Annotated in this window: 18 protein-coding genes; 10 read left to right on the forward strand and 8 right to left on the reverse strand. The window is 73.0% G+C overall.

Annotated features, from left to right (window positions below):
* Nucleotides 1–138: 138 nt before the first annotated feature.
* Nucleotides 139–1167 (forward strand): aspartate-semialdehyde dehydrogenase, encoded by a 1029-nt coding sequence (locus tag OCT49_RS10370; protein WP_283851593.1) that lies wholly within the window; start codon nt 139–141, stop codon nt 1165–1167.
* A gap of 73 nt (nt 1168–1240) precedes the next feature.
* Here the strand turns inward: OCT49_RS10370 and OCT49_RS10375 are convergent, their stop codons facing one another.
* Together OCT49_RS10375 and OCT49_RS10380 are read right to left on the reverse strand one after the other, a co-directional pair.
* A complete protein-coding gene (locus tag OCT49_RS10375) occupies nt 1241–1609 on the reverse strand; it encodes a type II toxin-antitoxin system PemK/MazF family toxin (RefSeq protein WP_283851594.1) in 369 nt (122 codons plus the stop codon).
* Nucleotides 1602–1826 (reverse strand): ribbon-helix-helix domain-containing protein, encoded by a 225-nt coding sequence (locus tag OCT49_RS10380; RefSeq protein ID WP_283851595.1) that lies wholly within the window; start codon nt 1824–1826, stop codon nt 1602–1604. The genes OCT49_RS10375 and OCT49_RS10380 overlap by 8 nt, the downstream gene beginning before the upstream one ends.
* Nucleotides 1827–1926: 100 nt before the next feature.
* Between OCT49_RS10380 and pepN the strand changes: the two genes are divergently transcribed.
* A complete protein-coding gene (pepN, locus tag OCT49_RS10385; protein WP_283851596.1) occupies nt 1927–4503 on the forward strand; it encodes an aminopeptidase N in 2577 nt (858 codons plus the stop codon).
* Between the two features lie 225 nt (nt 4504–4728).
* Here pepN and alc read toward each other — a convergent pair whose 3' ends face one another.
* The 5 genes from alc to OCT49_RS10410 all read right to left on the reverse strand — a co-directional run bounded on the left by alc (nt 4729) and on the right by OCT49_RS10410 (nt 9917).
* On the reverse strand, nt 4729–5868 hold the full coding sequence (gene alc / locus OCT49_RS10390; protein ID WP_283851597.1) for an allantoicase: 1140 nt from the start codon (nt 5866–5868) through the stop codon (nt 4729–4731).
* Between the two features lie 55 nt (nt 5869–5923).
* Entirely contained in the window at nt 5924–6847 is a 924-nt protein-coding gene (locus tag OCT49_RS10395) for a LysR family transcriptional regulator (RefSeq protein WP_283851598.1), read from the reverse strand.
* Between the two features lie 202 nt (nt 6848–7049).
* On the reverse strand, nt 7050–7280 hold the full coding sequence (locus tag OCT49_RS10400) for a hypothetical protein (protein WP_148835232.1): 231 nt from the start codon (nt 7278–7280) through the stop codon (nt 7050–7052).
* A 99-nt stretch (nt 7281–7379) separates the two neighbouring features.
* Nucleotides 7380–9647, reverse strand: coding sequence for a 4-alpha-glucanotransferase (gene malQ / locus OCT49_RS10405; protein WP_283851599.1), 2268 nt, complete (start codon nt 9645–9647; stop codon nt 7380–7382).
* Between the two features lie 15 nt (nt 9648–9662).
* A complete protein-coding gene (locus tag OCT49_RS10410; protein WP_283851600.1) occupies nt 9663–9917 on the reverse strand; it encodes a hypothetical protein in 255 nt (84 codons plus the stop codon).
* 312 nt (nt 9918–10229) lie between these two features.
* Between OCT49_RS10410 and OCT49_RS10415 the strand changes: the two genes are divergently transcribed.
* Entirely contained in the window at nt 10230–13256 is a 3027-nt protein-coding gene (locus tag OCT49_RS10415) for a beta-N-acetylglucosaminidase domain-containing protein (RefSeq protein WP_283851601.1), read from the forward strand.
* Nucleotides 13257–13595: 339 nt separating this feature from the next.
* On the opposite strand, the gene OCT49_RS10420 is transcribed toward OCT49_RS10415, so the two are convergent.
* Entirely contained in the window at nt 13596–14132 is a 537-nt protein-coding gene (locus tag OCT49_RS10420; protein ID WP_283851602.1) for an HNH endonuclease, read from the reverse strand.
* Between the two features lie 377 nt (nt 14133–14509).
* Here OCT49_RS10420 and OCT49_RS10425 point away from each other — a divergent pair, with 377 nt between their 5' ends.
* The 7 genes from OCT49_RS10425 to OCT49_RS10455 all read left to right on the forward strand — a co-directional run bounded on the left by OCT49_RS10425 (nt 14510) and on the right by OCT49_RS10455 (nt 22638).
* Nucleotides 14510–15577 carry a mechanosensitive ion channel family protein gene (locus OCT49_RS10425; RefSeq protein ID WP_283851603.1) on the forward strand — a complete coding sequence of 356 codons (1068 nt, stop codon included), beginning with the start codon at nt 14510–14512 and terminating at the stop codon, nt 15575–15577.
* A gap of 308 nt (nt 15578–15885) precedes the next feature.
* Nucleotides 15886–17109 (forward strand): ROK family transcriptional regulator, encoded by a 1224-nt coding sequence (locus tag OCT49_RS10430; protein ID WP_283851604.1) that lies wholly within the window; start codon nt 15886–15888, stop codon nt 17107–17109.
* A gap of 78 nt (nt 17110–17187) precedes the next feature.
* Nucleotides 17188–18525, forward strand: coding sequence for an ABC transporter substrate-binding protein (locus OCT49_RS10435; RefSeq protein WP_283851605.1), 1338 nt, complete (start codon nt 17188–17190; stop codon nt 18523–18525).
* A 7-nt stretch (nt 18526–18532) separates the two neighbouring features.
* Nucleotides 18533–19501 carry a carbohydrate ABC transporter permease gene (locus tag OCT49_RS10440; RefSeq protein ID WP_283851606.1) on the forward strand — a complete coding sequence of 323 codons (969 nt, stop codon included), beginning with the start codon at nt 18533–18535 and terminating at the stop codon, nt 19499–19501.
* A gap of 1 nt (nt 19502) precedes the next feature.
* On the forward strand, nt 19503–20405 hold the full coding sequence (locus OCT49_RS10445) for a carbohydrate ABC transporter permease (protein WP_283851607.1): 903 nt from the start codon (nt 19503–19505) through the stop codon (nt 20403–20405).
* Nucleotides 20406–20407: 2 nt separating this feature from the next.
* On the forward strand, nt 20408–21673 hold the full coding sequence (locus OCT49_RS10450) for a 6-phospho-beta-glucosidase (RefSeq protein ID WP_283851608.1): 1266 nt from the start codon (nt 20408–20410) through the stop codon (nt 21671–21673).
* Entirely contained in the window at nt 21664–22638 is a 975-nt protein-coding gene (locus OCT49_RS10455; RefSeq protein ID WP_283851609.1) for an N-acetylglucosamine kinase, read from the forward strand. Before OCT49_RS10450 ends, OCT49_RS10455 begins: the two co-directional genes overlap by 10 nt.
* Nucleotides 22639–22792 lie beyond the last annotated feature (154 nt).

A 22792-nucleotide genomic window follows, 5' to 3' on the forward strand; every position in this document is an offset into this window, starting at 1 on the left:
GCTCCCGCCCCACTGCCGTGTCCGCCCGGCCGGACGGTCGCTGTCCGAACCCCGGACAATGGATTGAACAGGGAGGTCGTGGACATACGCTTCATGAATGCGGCAACCTTGCCAGTTCGTACGTTCGAAGGAGTCCCCGTGAAGGTCGGAATCGTCGGCGCCACCGGTCAGGTCGGCACAGTCATGCGCAGGATCCTGGCCGAGCGCGAGTTCCCGGCCGACGAGCTGCGACTCTTCGCCTCCGCCCGTTCCGCGGGCTCCACCATCGAGTGGCAGGGGCGGGAGATCACCGTCGAGGACGCCGCCACGGCCGACTACACCGGGCTGGACATCGTGCTGTTCTCGGCCGGTGGAGCGACCTCGAAGGCGCTCGCCGAAAAGGTCGCCTCGCAGGGCGCCGTGGTGATCGACAACTCCTCCGCCTGGCGCCGGGACCCCGAGGTCCCGCTGGTGGTCTCCGAGGTCAACCCGCACGCCGTCGCGAACCGCCCCAAGGGCATCATCGCCAACCCGAACTGCACCACGATGGCCGCCATGCCCGTGCTGCGCCCGCTGCACGACGAGGCCGGCCTCCAGGCGCTGACCGTCGCCACCTACCAGGCCGTGTCCGGCTCCGGCCTGGCCGGCGTCGCCGAGCTGCACGGCCAGGTGACCGAGGTCGCCGCCGAGGCCGACGCGCTCACCCACGACGGCGAGGCCGTGAAGTTCCCCGAGCCGGGCGTCTACAAGCGCCCGATCGCCTTCAACGTGCTGCCGCTGGCCGGCTCGATCGTCGACGACGGCTCCTTCGAGACCGACGAGGAGCAGAAGCTCCGCAACGAGTCCCGCAAGATCCTGGAGATCCCGGAGCTGAAGGTGTCCGGCACCTGCGTCCGGGTGCCGGTCTTCTCCGGCCACTCCCTCCAGATCAACGCCCGCTTCGCCCGCCCGATCGGGGTGGAGCGCGCCTACGAGCTGCTGAAGGACGCGCCCGGCGTCGAGCTCTCCGAGATCCCCACCCCGCTCCAGGCGGCCGGCAAGGACGCCTCCTTCGTCGGCCGCATCCGGGTCGACGAGACCACCGAGAACGGCCTCGCGCTCTTCGTCTCCAACGACAACCTGCGCAAGGGCGCCGCGCTGAACGCGGTGCAGATCGCGGAGCTGGTCGCGGCGGAGCTGAAGGGCTGACGCCGAACGCGCGAAACGTGAAAGGGGCGGCCACCGGGTGGCCGCCCCTTCGCATGCGTTCCTCCGGGTGTGCTCAGAGGGCGAGGTGGCGTCGCAGGGCGGCGTCGATCTCGGTCATGCGCCGGCGGGGGACGGTGCCGATCCGCTTCAGCACACGCTCCGGGGTGACGTCCCGAATCTGCTCGCACCGGGCCTTCGAGTCCTCCGGCAGGCCGCACTCCGCTGCGGGGAGCAGCACCTGGAAGGGGTAGACCCGGGAGGTGTTCGACGTCAGCGGCACCACGGTGACCACGCCCCTGCCGTTGAGCTCGACCGCCTGGTTGGCGGCGTTGTTGGACACGATCACGGCCGGCCCGATCTTGTCGGCCCCGCTCCCCCCGGCGTTGGCCCCGCTCCCCCCGGCCGGCTCCAGATCGACCAGGTGGATGTCTCCCCTACGCATCCGCGATTCCGTCCCCGACCGTGCGGTCCCAGAGTTCGGCGTCCTCGCTCGCGTCCCATTCCGCGAACGCCGCCTCGTAGTCGGCCTCCAGATTCGAGGCGCGCAGCAGCTCGATCGCGGCGTGCACCACCGCGGACCGGGAATCGGCGTCGGTCTTCGCGGCGTACTCGTCGAGGAAGGCGACATCCTCCTGCGGCAGACTCACACTGATCTTCATACCTTCGATGCTACTGACGGTGGCACCCGTATGGCCACCCCACCGAGCCCCGCGACGTGGAAGGATGACCGAAAACGTCACATCCCAAGGAGATGACCGCGTGCCTGGCACGAATCTGACCCGCGAAGAGGCACAGGAGCGGGCGCGCCTGCTGACCGTGGACGCGTACGAGATCGATCTCGACCTCTCCGGAGCGCAGGAGGGCGGCACCTACCGGTCCGTGACCACCGTGCGCTTCGACTCCGCCGAAGCCGGTGCGGAGACGTTCATCGACCTGGTCGCGCCCGCCGTGCACGAGGTCGAGCTGAACGGGAAATCGCTCGACGTCGCGGCCGTGTTCCGCGACTCCCGCATCACGCTGCCGCACCTGGTCGCGGGCTCCAACGAGCTGCGGGTCGTCGCCGACTGCGCGTACACCAACACCGGTGAGGGCCTGCACCGCTTCGTCGACCCGGTGGACCAGCAGGCGTACCTCTACACCCAGTTCGAGGTGCCGGACGCCCGCCGGGTCTTCGCGAGCTTCGAGCAGCCCGACCTGAAGGCGACCTTCCGGTTCACCGTGAAGGCCCCGTCCGGCTGGACCGTGATCTCGAACTCGCCGACGCCCGAGCCGAAGGACGACGTCTGGTCCTTCGAGCCGACGCCGCGCATCTCGACGTACATCACGGCCCTGATCGTCGGCCCGTACCACTCGGTGCACAGCAGCTACGAGAAGGACGGCCAGTCCGTGCCGCTCGGCATCTACTGCCGTCCGTCGCTGGCCGAGTTCCTCGACGCGGACGCGGTCTTCGACGTCACGCGGCAGGGCTTCGACTGGTTCCAGGAGAAGTTCGACTACGCCTACCCGTTCGCCAAGTACGACCAGCTCTTCGTCCCGGAGTTCAACGCGGGCGCGATGGAGAACGCGGGCGCGGTCACCATCCGCGACCAGTACGTGTTCCGGTCGAAGGTGACGGACGCGGCGTACGAGACGCGGGCCGAGACCATCCTGCACGAGCTGGCCCACATGTGGTTCGGCGACCTCGTGACCATGGAGTGGTGGAACGACCTGTGGCTGAACGAGTCGTTCGCCACGTACACCTCGATCGCCTGCCAGGCGTACGCCGAGGGCTCGAAGTGGCCGCACTCCTGGACCACGTTCGCCAACTCCATGAAGACCTGGGCCTACCGCCAGGACCAGCTGCCGTCCACGCACCCGATCATGGCCGACATCCGTGACCTGGACGACGTGCTGGTCAACTTCGACGGCATCACGTACGCCAAGGGCGCCTCGGTCCTGAAGCAGCTGGTGGCGTACGTCGGCATGGAGGAGTTCTTCAAGGGCGTCCAGGCGTACTTCAAGGCGCACGCGTTCGGCAACACCCGGCTGTCGGACCTGCTGGGCGCGCTGGAGGAGACCTCCGGCCGCGACCTGAAGACCTGGTCGAAGGCGTGGCTGGAGACCGCGGGCATCAACATCCTGCGCCCGGAGATCGAGACGGACGGGAACGGCCACGTCACGTCCTTCGCAGTCCTTCAGGAGGCCCCGGCCCTCCCCGCCGGTGCCAAGGGCGAGCCGACGCTGCGCCCGCACCGCATCGCCATCGGCTGCTACGACCTCGACGCCGGCGGCAAGCTGGTCCGCACCGACCGGATCGAGCTGGACGTCGACGGCCCGCGCACCGTCGTGCCGTTCCCGGCCGGCACCGCCCGTCCCGCCGTGATCCTGCTCAACGACGACGACCTGTCGTACGCGAAGGTCCGGCTCGACGAGGAGTCGCTGCGCGTGGTCACCGAGCACCTGGGCGACTTCACCGAGTCCCTGCCCCGGGCCCTGTGCTGGGCCTCCGCCTGGGACATGACCCGGGACGGCGAGCTGGCGACCCGGGACTACCTGGAGCTGGTGCTCTCCGGGATCGGCAAGGAGTCGGACATCGGCGTCGTCCAGTCGCTGCACCGTCAGGTGAAGCTGGCGCTGGACCTGTACGCGGCACCGGAGTGGCGCGAGGCCGGGCTGAGCCGGTGGACCGAGGCGACGCTGGCGCACCTGCGCGCGGCGGAGCCGGGCAGCGACCACCAGCTGGCCTGGGCCCGTGCCTTCGCGGCGACCGCCCGCACCCCGCAGCAGACGGATCTGCTGCAGGCGCTGCTGGACGGACGGGAGGTGATCGAGGGCCTGGCCGTCGACGCGGAGCTGCGCTGGGCGTTCGTCGAGCGGCTCGCCGCGACCGGCCTCATGGAGGAGGACGGGATCGCCGCCGAGTACGAGCGGGACAGGACGGCGGCGGGCGAGCGCCACGCGGCGACCGCCCGTGCGGCCCGCCCCACCGAGGAGGCGAAGGCGGAGGCGTGGGCCTCGGTCGTCGAGTCCGACAAGCTGCCGAACTCCCTCCAGGAGGCGGTCATCGCCGGCCTCGTCCAGTCCGACCAGCGCGAACTGCTGGCCCCGTACACGGAGAAGTTCTTCGCGTCGGTCAAGGGCGTCTGGGACTCGCGCAGCCATGAGATGGCGCAGCAGATCGCGATCGGCCTCTACCCGTCCTTCCAGGTCTCGCAGGAGACCCTGGACGCCACGGACGCCTGGCTGGCCTCGGCCGAGCCGGGCGCGGCCCTGCGCCGGCTGATGTCGGAGTCCCGTGCGGGCGTGGAGCGCGCGCTCAGGGCCCGGGCGGCGGACGCGGCTGCGGCCACGGTGTAACGGCCGCCCGGAGACCGCCCGGAGACCGTCTGCCCCGGACCGCCCGTGCGGTCCGGGGCACCCGGTCGGTCCGTGACACCCGGCCCGGTCCTCCCCCGTGGAGCCCGGCCGGGTGCCTCCGGTGTGGAGACCCGCCCGTCGGAGGGGCGCCGTCGCGCAGCCGTCCGACGGGCGGGAGCGGGGGGTACGGGGCCGGGTCAGGCACTCGACTCCCCGGGCGACGGGTCAGGCGCTCGACTCCTCGTGGCGGCGGGCCAGTTCGGCCGCGCCGGTCTCCGTCAGGCTGCCGTGCAGGCGCATCCGGGCGACGCCGCCGTCCGGGAAGGCGTCGAGCCGGACGTGGGTGACGATCGCCCGGGCCCGGAGCGGGAAGCGGTGCAGGGCGTCGGGCTGGAGCCGGGTGCGGGGGATGATCTCGAACCATTCGCCGGTCTCGCCGTTGCGGCCCTGGAGGGCGATCCAGCCGGCCGCGTTGCCCTTGAGGCAGGCCGTGTCGATCTCGACCGCGCGGACCGCTCCCTGGGCGGGGAGGCGGAAGCGGACCCAGTCGTTGGTGCCGCGGACCCGGCGGCGGCGGTTCTCCCAGCCGTCGTCCATCTTGCGCGAGGTGCCGGGCAGGATGATCTGGGTCGGCGAGGAGTAGAAGCGGTCCGAGGCGTCCTCGTAACTTCCGCCGTTCAGGACCGAGATCAGGTCGAACGTGCCGAGCGCGGCGAGCCAGGCCGGGTCGGGGACGACCTCGCCGTGGACGCGGAGGCGGGCTATGCCGCCGTCGGGGTGCTGGCACAGCCGGACATGGGTGCAGCGGCGTCCGCCGGTGATCTCGAAGCCGTTGGCGGCGTGGCCGCGCACGGGGGTCGGCGGGACGATCTCCTCCCACTTCACGTCGTCGGCGAGGAGTTCCCCGGGGCCGGGGGTGCCCTCGACCGAGGTCGCCTGGACCGACACGCGCTGCGGGTAGTTGCCGCGGAAGTGGGCGGTGTCGACGACGATGCCGCGGATGATGCCCGGGGCGCCGAGCCGGATCAGGGCCCAGTCGTGCTCGTCCGGGGCGGGGAACGGGTGGTCGGCGTCGGCGCCGCGTCGGCGGCGGGTCTCCCAGCCGTCCATGATCTTGCCCTTGTGGCCGAAGTGCTCGGGGTCGAAGACCGCGCGTTCCCGGAGCAGGAGGTTCTCCCGCTGGGCGAAGAACTCGTCATTGGCGGCGATCACACCCGCGCCGAGCCGGCGGTCGGCGAGGTCGACGAGCTCGGTGAAGGGGAGGTCGGTGGTGCGGTAGTCGGCGTACGGGTCGCCGCCGCCGTACGGGGCCGCGTCGTTGGCGTGGGGATCGTCGTGGTGGTTCTCATCCTGGTCGAAGGTCATGCGCACACTGTCGCGGCGAACGAACCGTCAGGTCCATCGAATGTTTTTGCATCGTCTATTCAGTTGAAGTGAACGATTCGGCGACCGCGGTGAGCGCCGCCAGGACCCGGACCACCGCGGGGCCCCGTTCGGCGCCGTGCCGCACCGCCGCCACCACGTGGCGGCGCGGCTGGTCGGCGTCGAGCGCGCGCATCACCACGCCGTCCCGGACGCACCGTTGCGCCGAGGCCATGCGCGGGACCAGCGCGACGCCCATGCCCGCCTCGACCATGGCCAGGATCGCCGTCCAGCCGGAGGCGCTGTGCGCCTGTTCGGGCACGAAACCGGCGGCCTCGCACGCGGTGGTGGTGATCTGCGACCAGGGGCCCGAGCCGCCGAAGATCCACGGGTCGCCGGAGAGGTCGGCCAGGCGGAGGGCGGGCGCGGCGGCGAGGCGGTGGTCCGCGGGCAGCGCCACGTCCAGGCGGTCCGCGAGCAGGGGCAGCACGGTGAACCGGGGGTCGCGGGCGGTCGGGGCGTGCGCGGCGAGGGACAGCGCGAGGTCCACCTCGCCGGCCGCCAGGAGCTCGTACGCCTGCGCGGCCTCCGCCTCCCGGACCCGGACGCCGGGCCCCGGGCGGTCCTCGGCGCGCAGCCGCCGGACGGCGGGGACCACGAGGGCGGGCACCGCCGTGGAGAACGCCGCGATCCGCACCTCGCCGGCCTCACCGCGCAGATAGCCGGTCAGTTCGGCGTCGGCGCGCTCCAGTTGGGCGAAGACGGCCTCGGCGTGACGCAGGACGAGGTGGGCGGCGTCGGTGAGCCGGACCCGTCGGCCCCGGGCCTCCAGGAGCGGTACGCCGAGCTGCCTGGACAGGTTGGACAGTTGCTGCGAGACCGCGGACGGGGTCATCAGCAGGGCCTCCGCGGTGGCGGTGACCGTGCCCCGGTCGCGCAGGGTGCGCAGGATGCGGAGCTTCTTGAGGTCCCACTCGGTCATGGCCGAAACCTACCCGCAGTCCCACGGGCGGCCCCGTGCCCGATCGGCCGGGGGCGTGCCGTGTTCCGGACATGCGTGGGCGCCGCGCGGTACGAGTACCCGCGGCGCACGCGGAAGGAGCGGGGCCGGGTCCGGCCGCCGGGCCGTTGTCCGCCGTACGGGGTCGTCCGTCGGCGTCCGGGCGGCCCGGACCTGCGGGGTCCTAGGCCTGCTTCCTGGACTTGTCGAGGACCATGACCAGGCCCGTGATGACCAGGAACAGCACGATGGGTGCCACGACGTAGAGGCCGATGGTCTCCATCGCGCTCAGGCCGGGTCCCGGGTCGTCACCGTCGTCGCGGGTGAGCGCGAGCGCGGGGGACGACATGAGCAGCATCATCAGCGTCGTTCCGGCCGCGACGGCACCGGCGCGCATAGCGTTCTTCTTGTCCACGGTGCAAACGTAGCGAACGCCCTGGACGGGCGCGCGCCCGGGGGTGCCGTACGGGGTCGCGGACCCGACACCGGGCCCGGTGCGGGGTCCGGTACGGGTTCATTCGCGGCCCCGTTCGGGGGCGGGTCCGCGGAGGGGACGCGGCCGGTTCCGCAGGGGCGCGAGGACCTCCATCAGCCGGTGCAGCCGGGGCGCGGCGGCCAGTTCCTCCAGGGTGACCGGGTTGCCCTCCGCGTCGGCGACGGGCAGACGCCAGTTGGGGTACTGGTCCCAGGTTCCGGGGAGGTTCTGCGGGCGGCGGTCGCCCAGCGCGTCGGGGAGCCAGACGCCGACCAGCCGGGCGGGGGTGCGCAGCAGGAAGCGGTGGAGGGCGCGGACGGTGCCCTCCTCGTCGCCCTCGCCCTCGGGCAGCAGGCCGAGGCGGGAGAGGTGCCCGGTCCATTCGGCGGTCTCGGTCGCGTCCGCCGCCGCCTCCACCGCCAGGGGGCGGGTGAGCAGGCCGAGGCGGTGGCGCAGCGTCACGTGGTCGCCGGTCAGCCGGGCGGCGGTGGACGGCAGGTCGTGGGTGGTGACCGTGGCCAGGCAGTCCGCGCGCCACCGCTCGGGGGCCAGGGGGCGGCGTGTGCCCGTCCAGTCCCGCTCGAACCAGAGCACGGAGGTGCCGAGGACGCCGCGCCGGGCCAGGGCCTCGCGGACCCCCGGTTCGACGGTGCCGAGGTCCTCCCCCAGCACGACCGCGCCGGCCCGGTGCGCCTCCAGGACGAGAACGGCGAGCATCGCCTCCGCGTCGTAACCGACGTAGGTGCCCTCGGTGGGCGGACGGCCCTCGGGCACCCACCAGAGCCGGAACAGGCCCATGACGTGGTCGATGCGCAGCGCGCCCGCGTGGGCGAGGAGTCCGCGCAGCAGTCCGCGGTACGGGGCGTAGCCGGAGGCGGCGAGGGCGTCGGGGCGCCAGGGCGGCAGGCCCCAGTCCTGGCCCCGGGCGTTGAAGGCGTCCGGGGGTGCGCCGACGGACATGCCGGGCGCGAGGGCGTCCTGCTGGGCCCAGCTGTCGGCGCCGCCGGGGTGCACGCCGACGGCGAGGTCGTGGACGATGCCGACGGGCATGCCCGCGTCCAGGGCGGCGCGCTGGGCCCCGGCGAGCTGGCCGTCGGTCAGCCAGGCGAGCCGGCAGTGGAAGTCGACCCGGTCCAGGAGTTCGCCGCGGGCACGGGCGGTCTCCCGGGAGCGGGGGTCGCGGAGGGCGGCGGGCCAGGTGTGCCAGTCGGGGCCGTGCACCTCGGCGAGGGCGCACCACAGGGCGTGGTCCTCCAGGGCCCGTCCCTGTGCGGCCAGGAAGTCGCAGTACGCGGCGCGGCGGCCCGGGGTGAGGGGCACCTCCCGTACCAGTTCGAGTGCTCGGCGCTTGAGTTCCCAGACGGCGTCACGGTCGATCAGGGCGCCCTTGTCCAGGACCGTGCCGGTGAGCGAGGCGGCTCTCCGACGCAGGTCGTCGAGGGCGCCGCGGTCGGTCACGTACCCGTACTCGGGGATGTCCTCGACACGCAGGTGGACGGGGTCGGGGAAGCGCCGTGACGAGGGGCGGTACGGGGACGGGTCGGTGGGGTCGCCGGGCACGGCGGCGTGCAGCGGGTTGACCTGGACGAAGCCGGCGCCGAGGGCCCGCCCGGACCAGGTGGCGAGGTCGGCGAGGTCCCCGAGGTCGCCCATGCCCCAGGAGCGGGCGGAGAGCAGGGAGTAGAGCTGGACCAGGAAGCCGTGGGCGCGGGCGGGCGGGGCGGGCGCCCGGGGCGGGGCGACGACGAGCGTGCAGGCGGCGGCCGGGCCGCCCGGCGCGCGCACGGTCAGCCGGTGCACCCCGAACGGCGGCTCCGGCCACCAGGCGGGGGTCACCGGTGGGCCCGCCCCGGCGTCGCCCGCCCCCACGTCGCGCGCCCCGGCGGCCGGTTGCGGAACGGCCGCCTGCGGAGCGGCCGGTCGCGAAACGGCCGACTCCATCCGTCCGGCCGGATCCGTTCGCCCGGCCGACTCCATCCGCCCGGCCGGGACGCGGGTGCGCGGGACCGGTGGCGCGCCGGGGTCCTCCAGCCGGATGTCGAGCGTGGTGCCGGGCGGCAGGCCGGTCAGGGCGGGCGGCAGCGGCTCCCCGGCCCACACCACCACGGTCGGCGGGAGCAGCCGGGAACGGGCCGCCGACTCGGCGGCGGCGAGCGATTCCCGTACCGCTTCGGGCGTGGTGGCGTCCACGCCGAGCGCGGCGAGCACGGCGACGACCGTGTCGTCGGGGACGGGGACCGCCGGATCGGCGGACGGGGAGTGGGAGGTGGCGACGCCGTGCAGTGCGGCGAGCCGGGTCAAGCCCATGCGGACTCCTGGGGACTACGGGCCCCACACGCCGCCGGAGGTGGCCGGCTCGCTGGTCAGCGGAGCGTTGACGGCGAGCGGGGGTTCGCTGGTCAGGGGGGTGACGTCGGCGAGCGGCGGCTCGCTGGTCAGGGGTATCGCGTCACCGAGCGGCGGCTCGCTGGTCAGCGGTCCGGGGCCGGCGTCCGGGACCGGATCGGCCGGCGGGGCGGCGGGGGAAGGGACCTGTCCGGAGAGGGCGGAGAGCAGAAGCTGCGCGGCTGCGGGCATGGCGGCCTCCTGGCCGTGGGGGAAGCAGGACACGGCAGGCCTACCCCGTGGGCCCTGCCACAGACGTAGGCGTTACCACAACGAGTTCAACGTGCTCCGGGTCACATTCCGTTCCCCCGGGGCCGTTTCTCCGTAAGTTGTTCGCCGTTTTCGGCCATCCGGCGTCATCCTTGAGGCCGCCCGCCTCCGGCCGACCACCCCTCACCCCACCCGTCGTACCGGGCATTTCCGGCACAACAACCACGCGCATTGACACCCTCGCACGCGGGTGGTGGGCTCGGAGCCCATGGCGGGCACGAGGTGAGGAGAGCAATGCGGCTCACACGCAGGGGGCAGGCGGCGGCCATCGCGGTGGCCGTGTTCGGCGGACTGTTCTCCGCCCAGGCCCCGGCCGCCGTCGCGGCCCCTCCGGGGCCCGGCTCCTCCCCCGCCGCCACCACGCCCGACCGCGCGGGCGGGACGCCGCCCGCGGTGTGGCCCCGGCCGCAGTCCGTCGAGACCTCGGGCCGGTCCGTGCCGCTCACCTCCGAGGCCACCCTCGTCGCCGACGCGCACGCCGATCCGTACGCGGTCGACGCGCTGCGCCGGGTGCTGCGGGACGCGGGCGTGCGGACCGTCCACGAGTCCCTGCCCGGCCGCGGCCCGGTCGTCCGGCTCGGCGGCGACGGCGCCCGGGACGCGCTGCGCGCCCTGCGCGCCCCCGCCCGCGGCGATCTGCCCTCCGGCGGCTACCGGATCGCGGTCGGCCGGGCCGGGGGCCGGGACACCGTCGCCCTCGACGGCGTCGGCGAGGACGGCCTCTTCCACGGCGTGCAGACGCTGCGTCAGCTGATCCGGGGCGGCGAGGTCGCCGGGGTGACCGTCCGGGACTGGCCCGCCACCGCCGTGCGCGGCATGGCCGAGGGCTTCTACGGGCAGCCGTGGTCCCGCGAGGAGCGGCTGGCGCAGATCGACTTCATGGGGCGCACGAAGCAGAACAGGTACCTGTACGCGGCGGGCGACGACCCGTACCGGCAGGCCCGCTGGCGCGACCCGTACCCGGCCGACCGGCGCGCCGACTTCCGGGCGCTGGCCGAGCGGGCGCGGGCGGCGCACGTGACGCTCGGCTGGGCCGTCTCGCCCGGTCAGGCCATGTGCATGTCGTCGGACGACGACGTGCGGGCGCTGACGAAGAAGCTCGATGCGATGTGGGCGCTGGGGGTGCGGGCCTTCCAGCTCCAGTTCCAGGACGTCAGCTACAGCGAGTGGCACTGCGACGCCGACGCCGACGCCTTCGGCCGGGGCCCCGAGGCCGCGGCCCGGGCGCAGGCGCGGGTGGCGAGCGCGGTGGCCCGGCACCTCGCGGACCGTCACCCGGACGCGCCGCCGCTGTCGGTGATGCCGACGGAGTTCTACCAGGACGGGGCGACCGAGTACCGCACGGCGCTCGCCGAGGAGCTGGACGACCGGGTCCATGTGGCCTGGACCGGGGTCGGGGTCGTGCCGCGGACCATCACCGGCGGGGAACTGGCCGGGGCCCGCGCCGCGTTCCGGCACCCGCTGGTCACGCTGGACAACTACCCGGTCAACGACTACGCCCAGGACCGGCTCTTCCTCGGCCCGTACACCGGCCGGGACCCGGCGGTGGCGAGCGGTTCCGCGGCGCTGCTCGCCAACGCGATGGAGCAGTCCTCCGCATCCCGCATCCCGCTGTTCACCGCTGCCGACTTCGCCTGGAACCCGCGGGGCTACCGGCCGCAGGAGTCCTGGCGGGCGGCGATCGACGACCTGGCGGGCGGCGACGCGCGCACCGGGGACGCGCTGCGCGCGCTGGCCGGGAACAGCGCCGCGTCCGTGCTGGGCGGTGACGAGTCGGCGTACCTGCGGCCGCTGCTGGCCGCGTTCTGGAAGTCCCGCACCGGCGAGGACGCCGCGGCGCGGGACGAGGCGGCCCGCGAGCTGCGGGCTGCGTTCACCGTGATGCGCCGGGCCCCGGAGCGGCTGGCGGGCGTGGCGGAGGGGCGGCTGGGCGAGGAAGTGCGGCCGTGGAGCGAGCAGTTGTCCCGGTACGGCCGGGCGGGCGAACTGGCCGTCGATCTGCTGGGCGCCCAGGCGCGCGGTGACGGCGCCGCCGCGTGGCGGGCGTCGCTGGCGCTGGAGCCGGTGCACAAGGCCGTGAAGGCGGGCGGTGCGACGGTCGGCAAGGGGGTCCTCGGGCCGTTCCTGGACCGGGTGCGCCGGGAGGCGGACGCCTGGACGGGCGCGGACCGCGACGCCGGTACGGTCTCGAGGACGCCGGACGGCTACACGGTCCGGCTGAACCGGCCCCGCCCGGTGGAGACGGTGACGGCGATGACCGCGCCGGGCAGCGGCTCGGTGGCGGGGGCGACGCTGGAGGCCCATGTGCCCGGCGAGGGCTGGCGCACGCTCGGCACGCTGTCGGAGACCGGCTGGACCCAGAGGGCGGCCAAGGGGCTGCGGGCCGACGCGATCCGGATCAGCCGTCCCGCGGAGGTCCCGGTGACGCCCTCCGTCGTCACGGGCTCCCTGCCGCCGTTCGTGCCCGGGAGCCGGGCGGGCGACGGGGCCGGCGGGAGCACGCCGTCGCGGCCCCTGGACGTGCGGGCGCTCGTGCCCTGGTTCGGGGACGAGCCCGCCGCCCGGCTCGATCTCGTGCGCGGCGAGACGGACGCCGTGATCGGCGGCGGTCCGCAGCGGGTCGAGGCGCACCTGGCCGCCCGGCGCCCCGCCGAGGTGCGGGGCGAGCTCACCGCGAAGGCGCCCGAGGGCATCGAGGTGAGCGTCCCCAAGCAAACGAGGGTGCCGCGCGGTTCGCACACCGCCGTTCCCGTCGAGATCACGGTCCCGGCGGGCACCCCGGCCGGCGAGTACGAGGTGCCGATCGGCTTCGGCGACGAGCGCAGCACGCTCACCGTCCGGGCGTTCCCGCCCACCGGCGGCCCCGACCTGCTGCGCACCGCCACCGCGTCCTCGTCCGGCGACGAGACGCCCGACTTCCCGGCGTCGGCCGCCACGGACGGCGATCCGGGGACCCGCTGGTCCTCGCCCGTCGAGGACGGCGCCTGGTGGCAGGCGGAGCTGCCCCGAACCACCCGGGTCGGCAAGGTGGTGCTGCACTGGCAGGACGCGTACGCCTCCCGCTACCGCGTCCAGGTCTCCTCCGACGGCCGCAACTGGCGCACGGCGGCCACCGTCCGGGAGGGCGGGGGCGGGCACGAGTCGGTCCGGATGGACGCGAAGGACACCCGCTTCCTCAGGGTCCAGGGCGATGCCCGGGGCACCGAGTTCGGCTACTCGCTGTGGTCCGTGGAGGCGTACGCCGTCGCCGACGAGGGGTAGGACTCCCGGCCGGAGCAGGCCGGACCGGCCTCACGGGCCCCGGCACACCCTCCGGCCGCGGGACACCGCACGCACAGACGTCACGGGGCGTCCGGCACGCGCTCCGCACCGCGAGAGATGCCCGCCACACCGCCCCCGGCGGCCACGGCCTGCCCCGCGCACCACACCCGGCACCACGGCCTGCCCGCCACACCGCCCCCTGCGCCCCGGGGATGCCCGGCGCACCCGCACTCCGCAGGACCCGGCACGCGCCCGGGTTCGGGGCATCCTTGACCGCTCCGAGATCCCTGACCTCCCCGGGCCCCCTGCCCGGCCCCGGGGACGACGATGGCCCGGATCTCAGGCCGATATGCCGTCGATCCGGGCCATCGCGTCGTCCGCGCCGAACGGTTGCAAGTACGGCAACCAGCGCGGGTCGCGATGCCCCGTGCCGATGATCCGCCAGGCGAGCCCCGTGGGCGGGGCGGGTTGCTGGTGCAGCCGCCAGCCGAGCTCCGGCAGGTGCCGGTCCGCCTTGACGTGGTTGCAGCGGCGGCAGGCCGCCACCACGTTGTCCCAGGAGTGCTGTCCGCCGCGGCTGCGCGGAATCACGTGGTCGATACTGGACGCGGCGGCACCGCAGTACATGCAGCGTCCCCCGTCCCTGGCGAAGAGCGCCCTGCGGGTCAGCGGTACGGGCCCCCGGTAGGGGACGCGTACGAACCGCTTCAGGCGGACGACGCTGGGGGCCGGGACGGCCCGGGTGGCACTGTGCATGAAGGCGCCGGACTCTTCCAGGCAGATCGCCTTGTTTTCGAGGACGAGAACGAGCGCGCGGCGGAGCGGTACGACGCCGAGTGGTTCGTACGACGCGTTGAGAACCAGGACATGCGGCACGGTGGATGCCTCCTTGTACGCCGGCGGCGCGTGGCTCGCGCCGGGACGATCCGATCTCAGTTTCTACTCCTGCCTGGTCGGAGCGCCACCACGTGCAGGTAACGGGCCGGAAGGATTTTTCCGCCGCCGGCCCCCCGCAGGCCCCCGCCCGCGCCCCGGGCGCACGCCGGAGCGGGAGCTTCCGGTCCGGCCCCGGTGGGGGGCGCGCGTGGTGTGCGATCGGCCACACGCCGCCCCGGCGGGCTGTGCCCCTCTGCCTCGTTCCGTCCTCCGTTTCCGCTCCCGGGGTGCTTCTCCCGCCCCGGGCGCGCCCCTGGACCGCGTGCGATGCCCCGTTAGTGTGGTTGGTCTGCCGTAGTCCATCTGGAGGTTCCGCCGTGTCCCTGTCCGCCCTGGCGGCCGCAGCCCCGTCACCCGAGCCCGTCGGTTCGTTGGGCGAAGCCGCCGAACAGGCCGGCCACGCCGCGAGCTGGGTGGAGGAGAACTGGTCCACCTGGCTGAGCACAGGTCTGCGCATCGTGCTCATCGCGGCGATCGCGATCATGCTGCGCATCGCGGTCCGGCGCGCTCTCACCAAGCTCATAGAACGGATGAACCGCAGTGCCCAGGCGGTCGAGGGCACCACGCTGGGCGGGCTGCTGGTCAACGCGGAACGCCGCCGCCAGCGCTCGGAGGCGATCGGTTCGGTACTCCGCTCGGTCGCGTCGTTCCTGATCCTCGGCACGGCCGTCCTGATGATCCTGGGCGCGTTCCAGATCAACCTGGCCCCGTTGCTGGCCTCCGCCGGTGTGGCCGGTGTGGCGATCGGTTTCGGCGCGCGCAACCTGGTCACCGACTTCCTGTCCGGCGTCTTCATGATCCTGGAGGACCAGTACGGGGTGGGCGACACCATCGACGCGGGCGTCGCCTCCGGCGAGGTCATCGAGGTCGGCCTGCGGGTCACGAAGCTGCGCGGCGCCGACGGCGAGATCTGGTACGTCCGCAACGGCGAGGTGAAGCGGATCGGCAACCTCAGCCAGGGCTGGTCCACGGCCGGCGTCGATGTGATGGTGCGTCCCACCGAGGACCTGGACCGGGTCCGTGCGGTCATCACCGAGGCCGCCGAGGCCATGGCCAAGGAGGAGCCCTGGTCCGAGCGGCTCTGGGGCCCGGTGGAGGTGCTGGGTCTGGACTCCGTGCTCCTGGACTCGATGACGGTCCGGGTCTCCGCGAAGACGATGCCCGGCAAGTCGCTGGGCGTGGAGCGCGAGTTGCGCTGGCGGATCAAGCGGGCCTTCGACGAGGCGGGCATCCGCATCGTCGGCGGCGTCCCGGCCCAGGCCGAGGAATCCGCCGCCCCCGACCCCGCGGCCTCCGTCGCCGCCCCGTCCGCCTACGCCTCGGCCACCTCCCCCCAGTCCCTGGCCACGGCCCCGATCACCCCGCCGCTGAACAAGGGGAAGTAGCAGCGCCCCGAATCGTCCGGCCCGTACCGCTCGTCCCGTGTCCCCGCCCGGTCACCACCGGCCGGGGACACGGTGCGTCAGGGACGAGAGGCACGGGGCACCGTGCGGAGGGCACGCCCGGTCCCCTCAACTGCGTCGACGCACAATGCAGTGAAGAGCGCGCCCTCCTGGACCCGTGTGTTCCGGAAGTGTCCCGGGTAACGCTTTGGTTGCCACCGCGGCTCCCCCCATTGACGGCCCGGTTACGCGCGCATACGGTCCTCTCACCAAATAGGAAACTTTCCTAACAGAGGGCAGGTGCCGTACGCATGGCCGGAACCACACCGGGAACCCCCCGCGTTCTGCGCGCCATGAACGACCGGGCCGCCCTCGACCTGCTGCTGGAGCACGGGCCGCTCTCGCGGACCCGGATCGGGAAGCTGACCGGGCTGTCCAAGCCCACCGCCTCGCAGTTGCTGGCGCGGCTGGAGGCAGCCGGGCTGGTGGTCGCGACCGGGACCGTGGCCGGGCGTCCGGGGCCCAACGCCCAGCTGTACGGGGTGAACGCGCGGGCCGCCCATGTCGCGGGGCTGGACGTGACCGCCCGCCGGATCGTCGCCGCCGTCGCCGACGTGACCGGGCAGACCGTCGGGCAGTTCGAGCTGCGCACCCCCGGGCGGCGCGCCGACAGCGTGGTGCGGCAGGTGGCGGAGGCGCTGGACGGGGCGGTCAAGGACGCCGGGCTCACCCGGTCCGACGTGCACCGGATCGTCATCGGCACCCCCGGCGCCTTCGACCCCGGCACCGGCCGGCTGCGGTACGCCTCGCACCTGCCGGGCTGGCACTCCCCCACGCTGCTGGAGGAGCTGGCCGCCTTCCTGCCGATGCCGGTGGAGTACGAGAACGACGTGAACCTGGTCGCGGTGGCCGAGCAGCGCCTCGGTGCCGCGCGCGGGCACGAGGACTTCGTCCTGCTGTGGAACGAGGAGGGGCTCGGCGCCGCCCTCGTCATCAACGGACGGCTGCACCGCGGCTTCACCGGCGGCGCGGGCGAGGTCGGTTTCCTGCCGGTGCCGGGCGCCCCGCTGGTCCGTCAGGTCACCAAGGTGAACGCGGGCGGCTTCCAGGAGCTGGCGGGGGCGCAGGTGCTGGCCCGGCTGGGCCGGGAGCTGGGCATCGACGACGAGCTGATCCGCGCCCCCGGCACCCACCACGAGGTCGCGGCCCGGCTGCTGGCGCGCGCCGCCGAAGCCGCGCAGGCCGGCGAGGACGGCCCGTACCCCCGGCTGCTCGATCTGTTCGCCACCGGGATCGCGACCGGGCTCGCCTCGATGACCGCCGTGCTGGACCCGGAGGTCGTCGTGCTGTCCGGCGAGGTGATCGCGGCCGGCGGGGAACCGCTGCGCGGCCGGGTGGAGTCCGAGCTGTCCGAACTGGCCGCCTCCCGGCCCCGGCTGATCGCCGGTGAGGTGACGCACCGTCCCGTGCTGCGCGGCGCGCTGGAGAGCGCCCTCGTCACCACGCGCGACGAGGTCTTCGACACGTCCCGCTGAGACACGTCCCGCCGAACCGCCCGTCCCTTCCCCCCGCCCGTCCTTTCCCCGCCCTCATCCTCATCGGGAGGCACCTCCATGTCCGGAAACCGCCGGAAGTCGGCCGTCGCGCTCGCCGCGACCGCCGCCCTCTCTCTGTTCGCCTCGGCCTGTACCGGCCAGAGCAGCTCCGGTGCCGGCGATGATCCGTCCAAGGAGACGACCATCACCTTCTGGCACGGCTGGATCAACCCGAGCGAGGTGAAGGCGATCCGGGCGACGGTCGACGCCTTCCGGAAGGCGCACCCCAACATCCACGTGAAGGTCGTCGGCAACATGACCGACGACAAGATCAACCAGGCGCTGCGGGCGGGCGGTTCGAAGGCCCCGGACGTCGTCTCCTCGTTCACCACGAACAACGTCGGCAAGTTCTGTTCGTCGAAGGCGTTCGTCGACCTGAACCCGTTCCTGAAGAAGGACGGCATCGACCCGGAGAAGACCTTCCCGAAGGCGATGAACGAGTACACGCAGTTCGACGGCGTGCGGTGCACCGTGCCGCTGCTCGGCGACGCCTACGGCCTCTACTACAACAAGGACGCGTTCGAGGAGGCCGGCATCACCGAACCGCCCCGGACCTGGTCGCAGCTGGCCGAGGTCGCCAAGAAGCTGACGAAGACCAGGGGCGACTCGTACGAGCGGCTCGGCTTCATGCCGAACTACCACGGCTACGAGACGACGACCGAGCACTACCTCGGCGGCTGGGACCCGGAGTACTTCGACGCGGACGGCAAGTCGAACATCGCGAAGGACCCGTCGTTCGCCGACATGCTGAGCACCCAGAAGAAGCTGGTCGACGGCCTGGGCGGGTACGAGAAGCTGGAGAGGTTCCGCACCTCGCTCGGCGACGAGTGGGGCGCCAAGCACCCGTTCCACACCGGCCAGGTGGCCATGCAGCTGGACGGCGAGTGGCGGCTGGGGATGGCCGAGGAGGCGAAGCCGGACTTCGAGATCGGCGTCGCCCCGATGCCCGTCGCCGACGACCAGGCCGACACCTACGGCAAGGGCTACCTGACCGGCACCATCGCCGGCATCGCCGCCACCTCCGAGAAGCAGAACGCGGCCTGGGAGCTGGTGAAGTTCATGACCACCGACACCGACGCGGTGGTGAACTTCGCCAACGCCATCCACAACGTGCCCTCCACCCTGGCGGCGCTGAAGTCGCCGAAGCTGAAGTACGACCCGCGCTTCAAGACCTTCCTGGACATCGCCGCGCACCCGGACAGCACCACCACCCCGCCCTCGGTGAACGGCGGCGCGTACCTGGTGTCCCTGCAGAACCTCGGGTTCGACATCGAGAAGGGCAGGCAGAAGGACATCGCGGCGGGCCTGAAGAAGACCGCCGCGGAGATCGACGCGGCGATCGAGCAGGCGAAGTAGTACCGCGATGAGCACCCACACGCTCCGTCCGGGGCGCCGTCACCCGACGCTCGCCGCCAGGCGCCGCCGCTCGGCGCTGAGGACCGCGGCCTTCATGTCGCCGTGGCTGATCGGGTTCTGCGTCTTCTTCGCCTACCCGCTGATCTCCACGGTCTACTTCTCCTTCACCAGCTACGACGGTTTCACGCCCCCCGAGTTCAGCGGGCTGAAGAACTGGTCGTTCGTCCTCAACGACTACCCGCTGTTCTGGCCGGCGCTGCGCAACACGCTCTGGCTGGTCGTGGTCATGGTCAGCTGCCGGGTGGTGTTCGGTCTCGGCATCGGACTGCTGATCACGAAGATCAAGACCGGCACCGGGGTCTTCCGCACCCTGTTCTACCTGCCCTACCTGGCCCCGCCCGTGGCGGCGACCCTCTGCTTCGCCTTCCTGCTCAACCCCGGCACCGGGCCGGTCAACTCGTTCCTCGGCGAGCTGGGGCTGCCCACGCCGGGCTGGTTCACCGACGCCACCTGGTCCAAGCCGGCCCTGACCGCGCTCGCGGTGTGGGGGGTGGGCGACCTGATGGTGATCTTCATGGCCGCGCTGCTCGACGTGCCGAAGGAGCAGTACGAGGCGGCGGAGCTGGACGGGGCGTCCTCGTTCCAGCGCTTCCGCTTCGTCACGCTGCCGAACATCTCGCCGATCATCCTGTTCGCGGTGGTCACCGGGATCATCCAGACGATGCAGTACTACACCCAGCCGTTCGTGGCGGGGAAGGTCGCCTCCGGCGTGATCGGCGGCTCCGGGCAGCAGTTCGAGCCCGGCTATCCCGACAAGTCGACACTGACGCTGCCGCAGGTGGTCTACAACCTCGGCTTCCAGCGCTTCGACTACGGTTCCGCCTGCGTGGTCGCACTCATTCTCTTCGTCCTCGCCATGGCGTTCACCGCACTGCTGATGCGGCGCCGCAGCGGGCTGATCCAGGCAGGTGGGTGACGTGGCACAGGTTCTCGACCCCGTGAAGACGACCGTACCGGCGCCCGGCCCGGCCACCCCGCCCGAACGCACCGCGCGCCGCAGGGCGCTGCTGAACTGGATCGCCGTGCACGCGCTCGGCGTCGCGGCCGCGCTCTTCTTCGTGCTGCCGTTCGTCTTCCTGCTGCTCACCTCGCTGATGAGCGACCAGCAGGCACTGACCCGCGACCTGTGGCCGCACCCCTTCGAGTGGGGCAACTACCGGAAGGTCTTCGAGGCCGACGGCTTCCTGCTCTGGTGGCGCAACACCCTGCTGTACGCGGGGCTCGGCACCGTCCTCACGGTCGTCTCCTCGCTGCCCGTGGCGTACGCGCTCGCCAAGTTCCGCTTCCGGGGCCGGCACCTGTCGCTGATGCTGGTCATCTCGATGATGATGCTGCCGCCGCAGGTCGTCGTCATCCCGATGTACCTGTTCTGGGCGAAGCAGCTGGACCTGTCCGGCACGCTCTGGCCGCTGATCATCCCGATGGCGTTCGGCGACGCGTTCTCCATCTTCCTGCTGCGGCAGTTCCTGCTGACCATCCCGGACGAGTACCTGGACGCCGCGAAGGTCGACGGCTGCGGCGAACTGCGCACCCTGCTCAGGGTCGTGGTGCCGATGGCCAAACCGGGCATCGCCGCCGTCGCGCTCTTCCAGTTCTTCTACGCCTGGAACGACTACTTCGGGCCGCAGATCTACGCCTCGGAGAACCCCGCCGCCTGGACTCTCAGCTACGGGCTGGATTCCTTCAAGGGCGCGCACCAGACCGACTGGAACCTGACCATGGCCGCGACCGTACTGGTCATGGCCCCCGTGATCCTCGTCTTCTTCTTCGCCCAGAAGGCGTTTGTCGAGGGCGTCACACTGACCGGAGTAAAGGGCTGACCATGAAGCTCGCAGTAGTTGGTGGCGGGTCCACCTACACCCCTGAACTGATCGACGGTTTCGCACGGCTGCGGGACACGCTGCCGATCGAGGAGCTGGTGCTCGTCGACCCGGCGGCCGACCGGCTGGAACTCGTCGGCGGCCTCGCCCGGCGGATCTTCGCCAAGCAGGGCCACCCGGGGCGGATCGTCACGACCTCGGACCTGGACGCGGGCGTCGCCGACGCCGACGCGGTCCTGCTCCAGTTGCGCGTCGGCGGCCAGGCCGCCCGCAACCAGGACGAGACCTGGCCGCTGGAGTGCGGCTGCGTCGGCCAGGAGACCACCGGCGCCGGCGGCCTCGCCAAGGCGATGCGCACCGTGCCGGTCGTCCTGGACATCGCCGAACGGGTCCGCCGCACCAACCCGAACGCCTGGATCATCGACTTCACCAACCCGGTCGGCATCGTCACCCGGGCGCTGCTCCAGGCCGGCCACAAGGCCGTCGGCCTGTGCAACGTGGCGATCGGCTTCCAGCGGAAGTTCGCCCGGCTCCTCGACGTCACCCCCGCCGAGGTGCACCTCGACCACGTCGGGCTCAACCACCTGACGTGGGAGCTCGGGGTGCGCCTGGGCGGCCCGGACGGCGAGAACGTCCTGCCGGGGCTGCTCGCCGAGCACGGCGACACCATCGCGGGCGACCTGCGCATGCCCCGGGCGCTCGTCGACCGGCTCGGCGTCGTCCCCTCGTACTACCTGCGTTACTTCTACGCGCACGACGAGGTCGTCAAGGAGCTCGGCACCAAGCCGTCCAGGGCGGCCGAGGTCGCCGCGATGGAGAAGGAACTCCTGGCCATGTACGGCGATCCGGCGCTGGACGAGAAGCCCGCGCTGCTCGCCAAGCGCGGCGGCGCCTTCTACTCGGAGGCCGCCGTGGACCTGGCGTCCTCGCTGCTGGGCTCGGGCGGCTCCGCGGTGCAGGTGGTCAACACCTACAACCGGGGGACGCTGCCGTTCCTGCCGGACGACGCGGTGATCGAGGTGCAGGCCCGGGTCGACGGCACGGGCGCCGCCCCGCTCGCCGTGCCGGAGCTGGACCCGCTGTACGCCGGGCTGATCGCCGATGTGACGGCGTACGAGGACCTGGCCCTGGAGGCGGCCCTGCGCGGCGGCCGGGACCGGGTGTTCAAGGCACTGCTCGCGCATCCGCTGATCGGTCAGTTCGCCTACGCCGAGGCGCTCACCGACAAGCTGATCGCGCACAACCGGGAGCACCTGGCGTGGGCGTGAACGCTTCGGTCCTCGCGATCGACGCGGGGAACAGCAAGACCGACGTGGCGCTGATCGCCGCTGACGGAACGATTCTGTCGACGGCCCGCGGCGGTGGTTTCCAGCCACCGGTCGTGGGTGTGGACGTGGCCGTGGACGGTCTCGGCGCGATCGTCGACCGCGCGCTGGCGTCGGCCGGGGTGCCGGCCGGGGCCGTCGCGCACGTCTCGGCCTGCCTCGCCAACGCCGATCTCCCGGTGGAGGAGGAGCAGTTGGCGGCGGCGCTGCGCGCCCGCGGCTGGAGTTCCTCGGTCGAGGTGCGCAACGACACCTTCGCGATCCTGCGCGCGGGGGTGGACGAGCCGCGGGGCGTGGCCGTCGTCTGCGGCGCGGGGATCAACTGCGTCGGCATGGTGCCGGACGGCCGGACCGCGCGGTTTCCCGCCATAGGCCGGATCTCCGGCGACTGGGGCGGTGGCGGCGGCCTGGCCGAGGAGGCGATGTGGGTCGCCGCGCGGGCCGAGGACGGCCGGGGCGGGCCGACCGAGCTGGCCCGCACGCTGCCCGGTCACTTCGGGCTGGACTCGATGTACGCGCTGATCGAGGCCCTGCACCTGGGCCGGATCGAGCCCGGGCGCCGGCACGAGCTGGCCCCGGTGCTCTTCGCGACCGCGGCGGACGGCGATCCGGCGGCGGTCGCGCTGGTGGACCGGATGGCGGAGGAGGTCGTCGCGATGGCCTCGGTCGCGCTGGAGCGGCTCGGCCTGCTGGACGAGGAGGCGCCGGTGGTGCTGGGCGGCAGTGTGCTGGCGGCCCGTCACCCGCGGCTGGACGGGGGGATCGCCGAACGTCTCGCGGCGCGCGCCCCGAGGGCACACATCCGGGTGGTGACGGAGCCTCCGGTCCTGGGGGCCGCGCTGCTGGGCCTGGACCGCGTGGGCGCGAGCGCCGAGGTGCACGAGAGCTTGCGCGCGCAGTACTCCTGAATCCGCAACTGCGGTCTCCCCGAGGGGCGTTCCACGACGTACGACGTCGCGGGACGCCCCTCGCGCATGGGAACCGTCCGGGCTCCCCGCACGTGTTCATGGGTGGGGGAGAAGGGTCCGTTCCGCGTACCGGACCGCCGGTCGGGCTTGCCCG

Source organism: Streptomyces sp. ML-6, from assembly GCF_030116705.1.
Classification (GTDB): Bacteria; Actinomycetota; Actinomycetes; order Streptomycetales; family Streptomycetaceae; genus Streptomyces.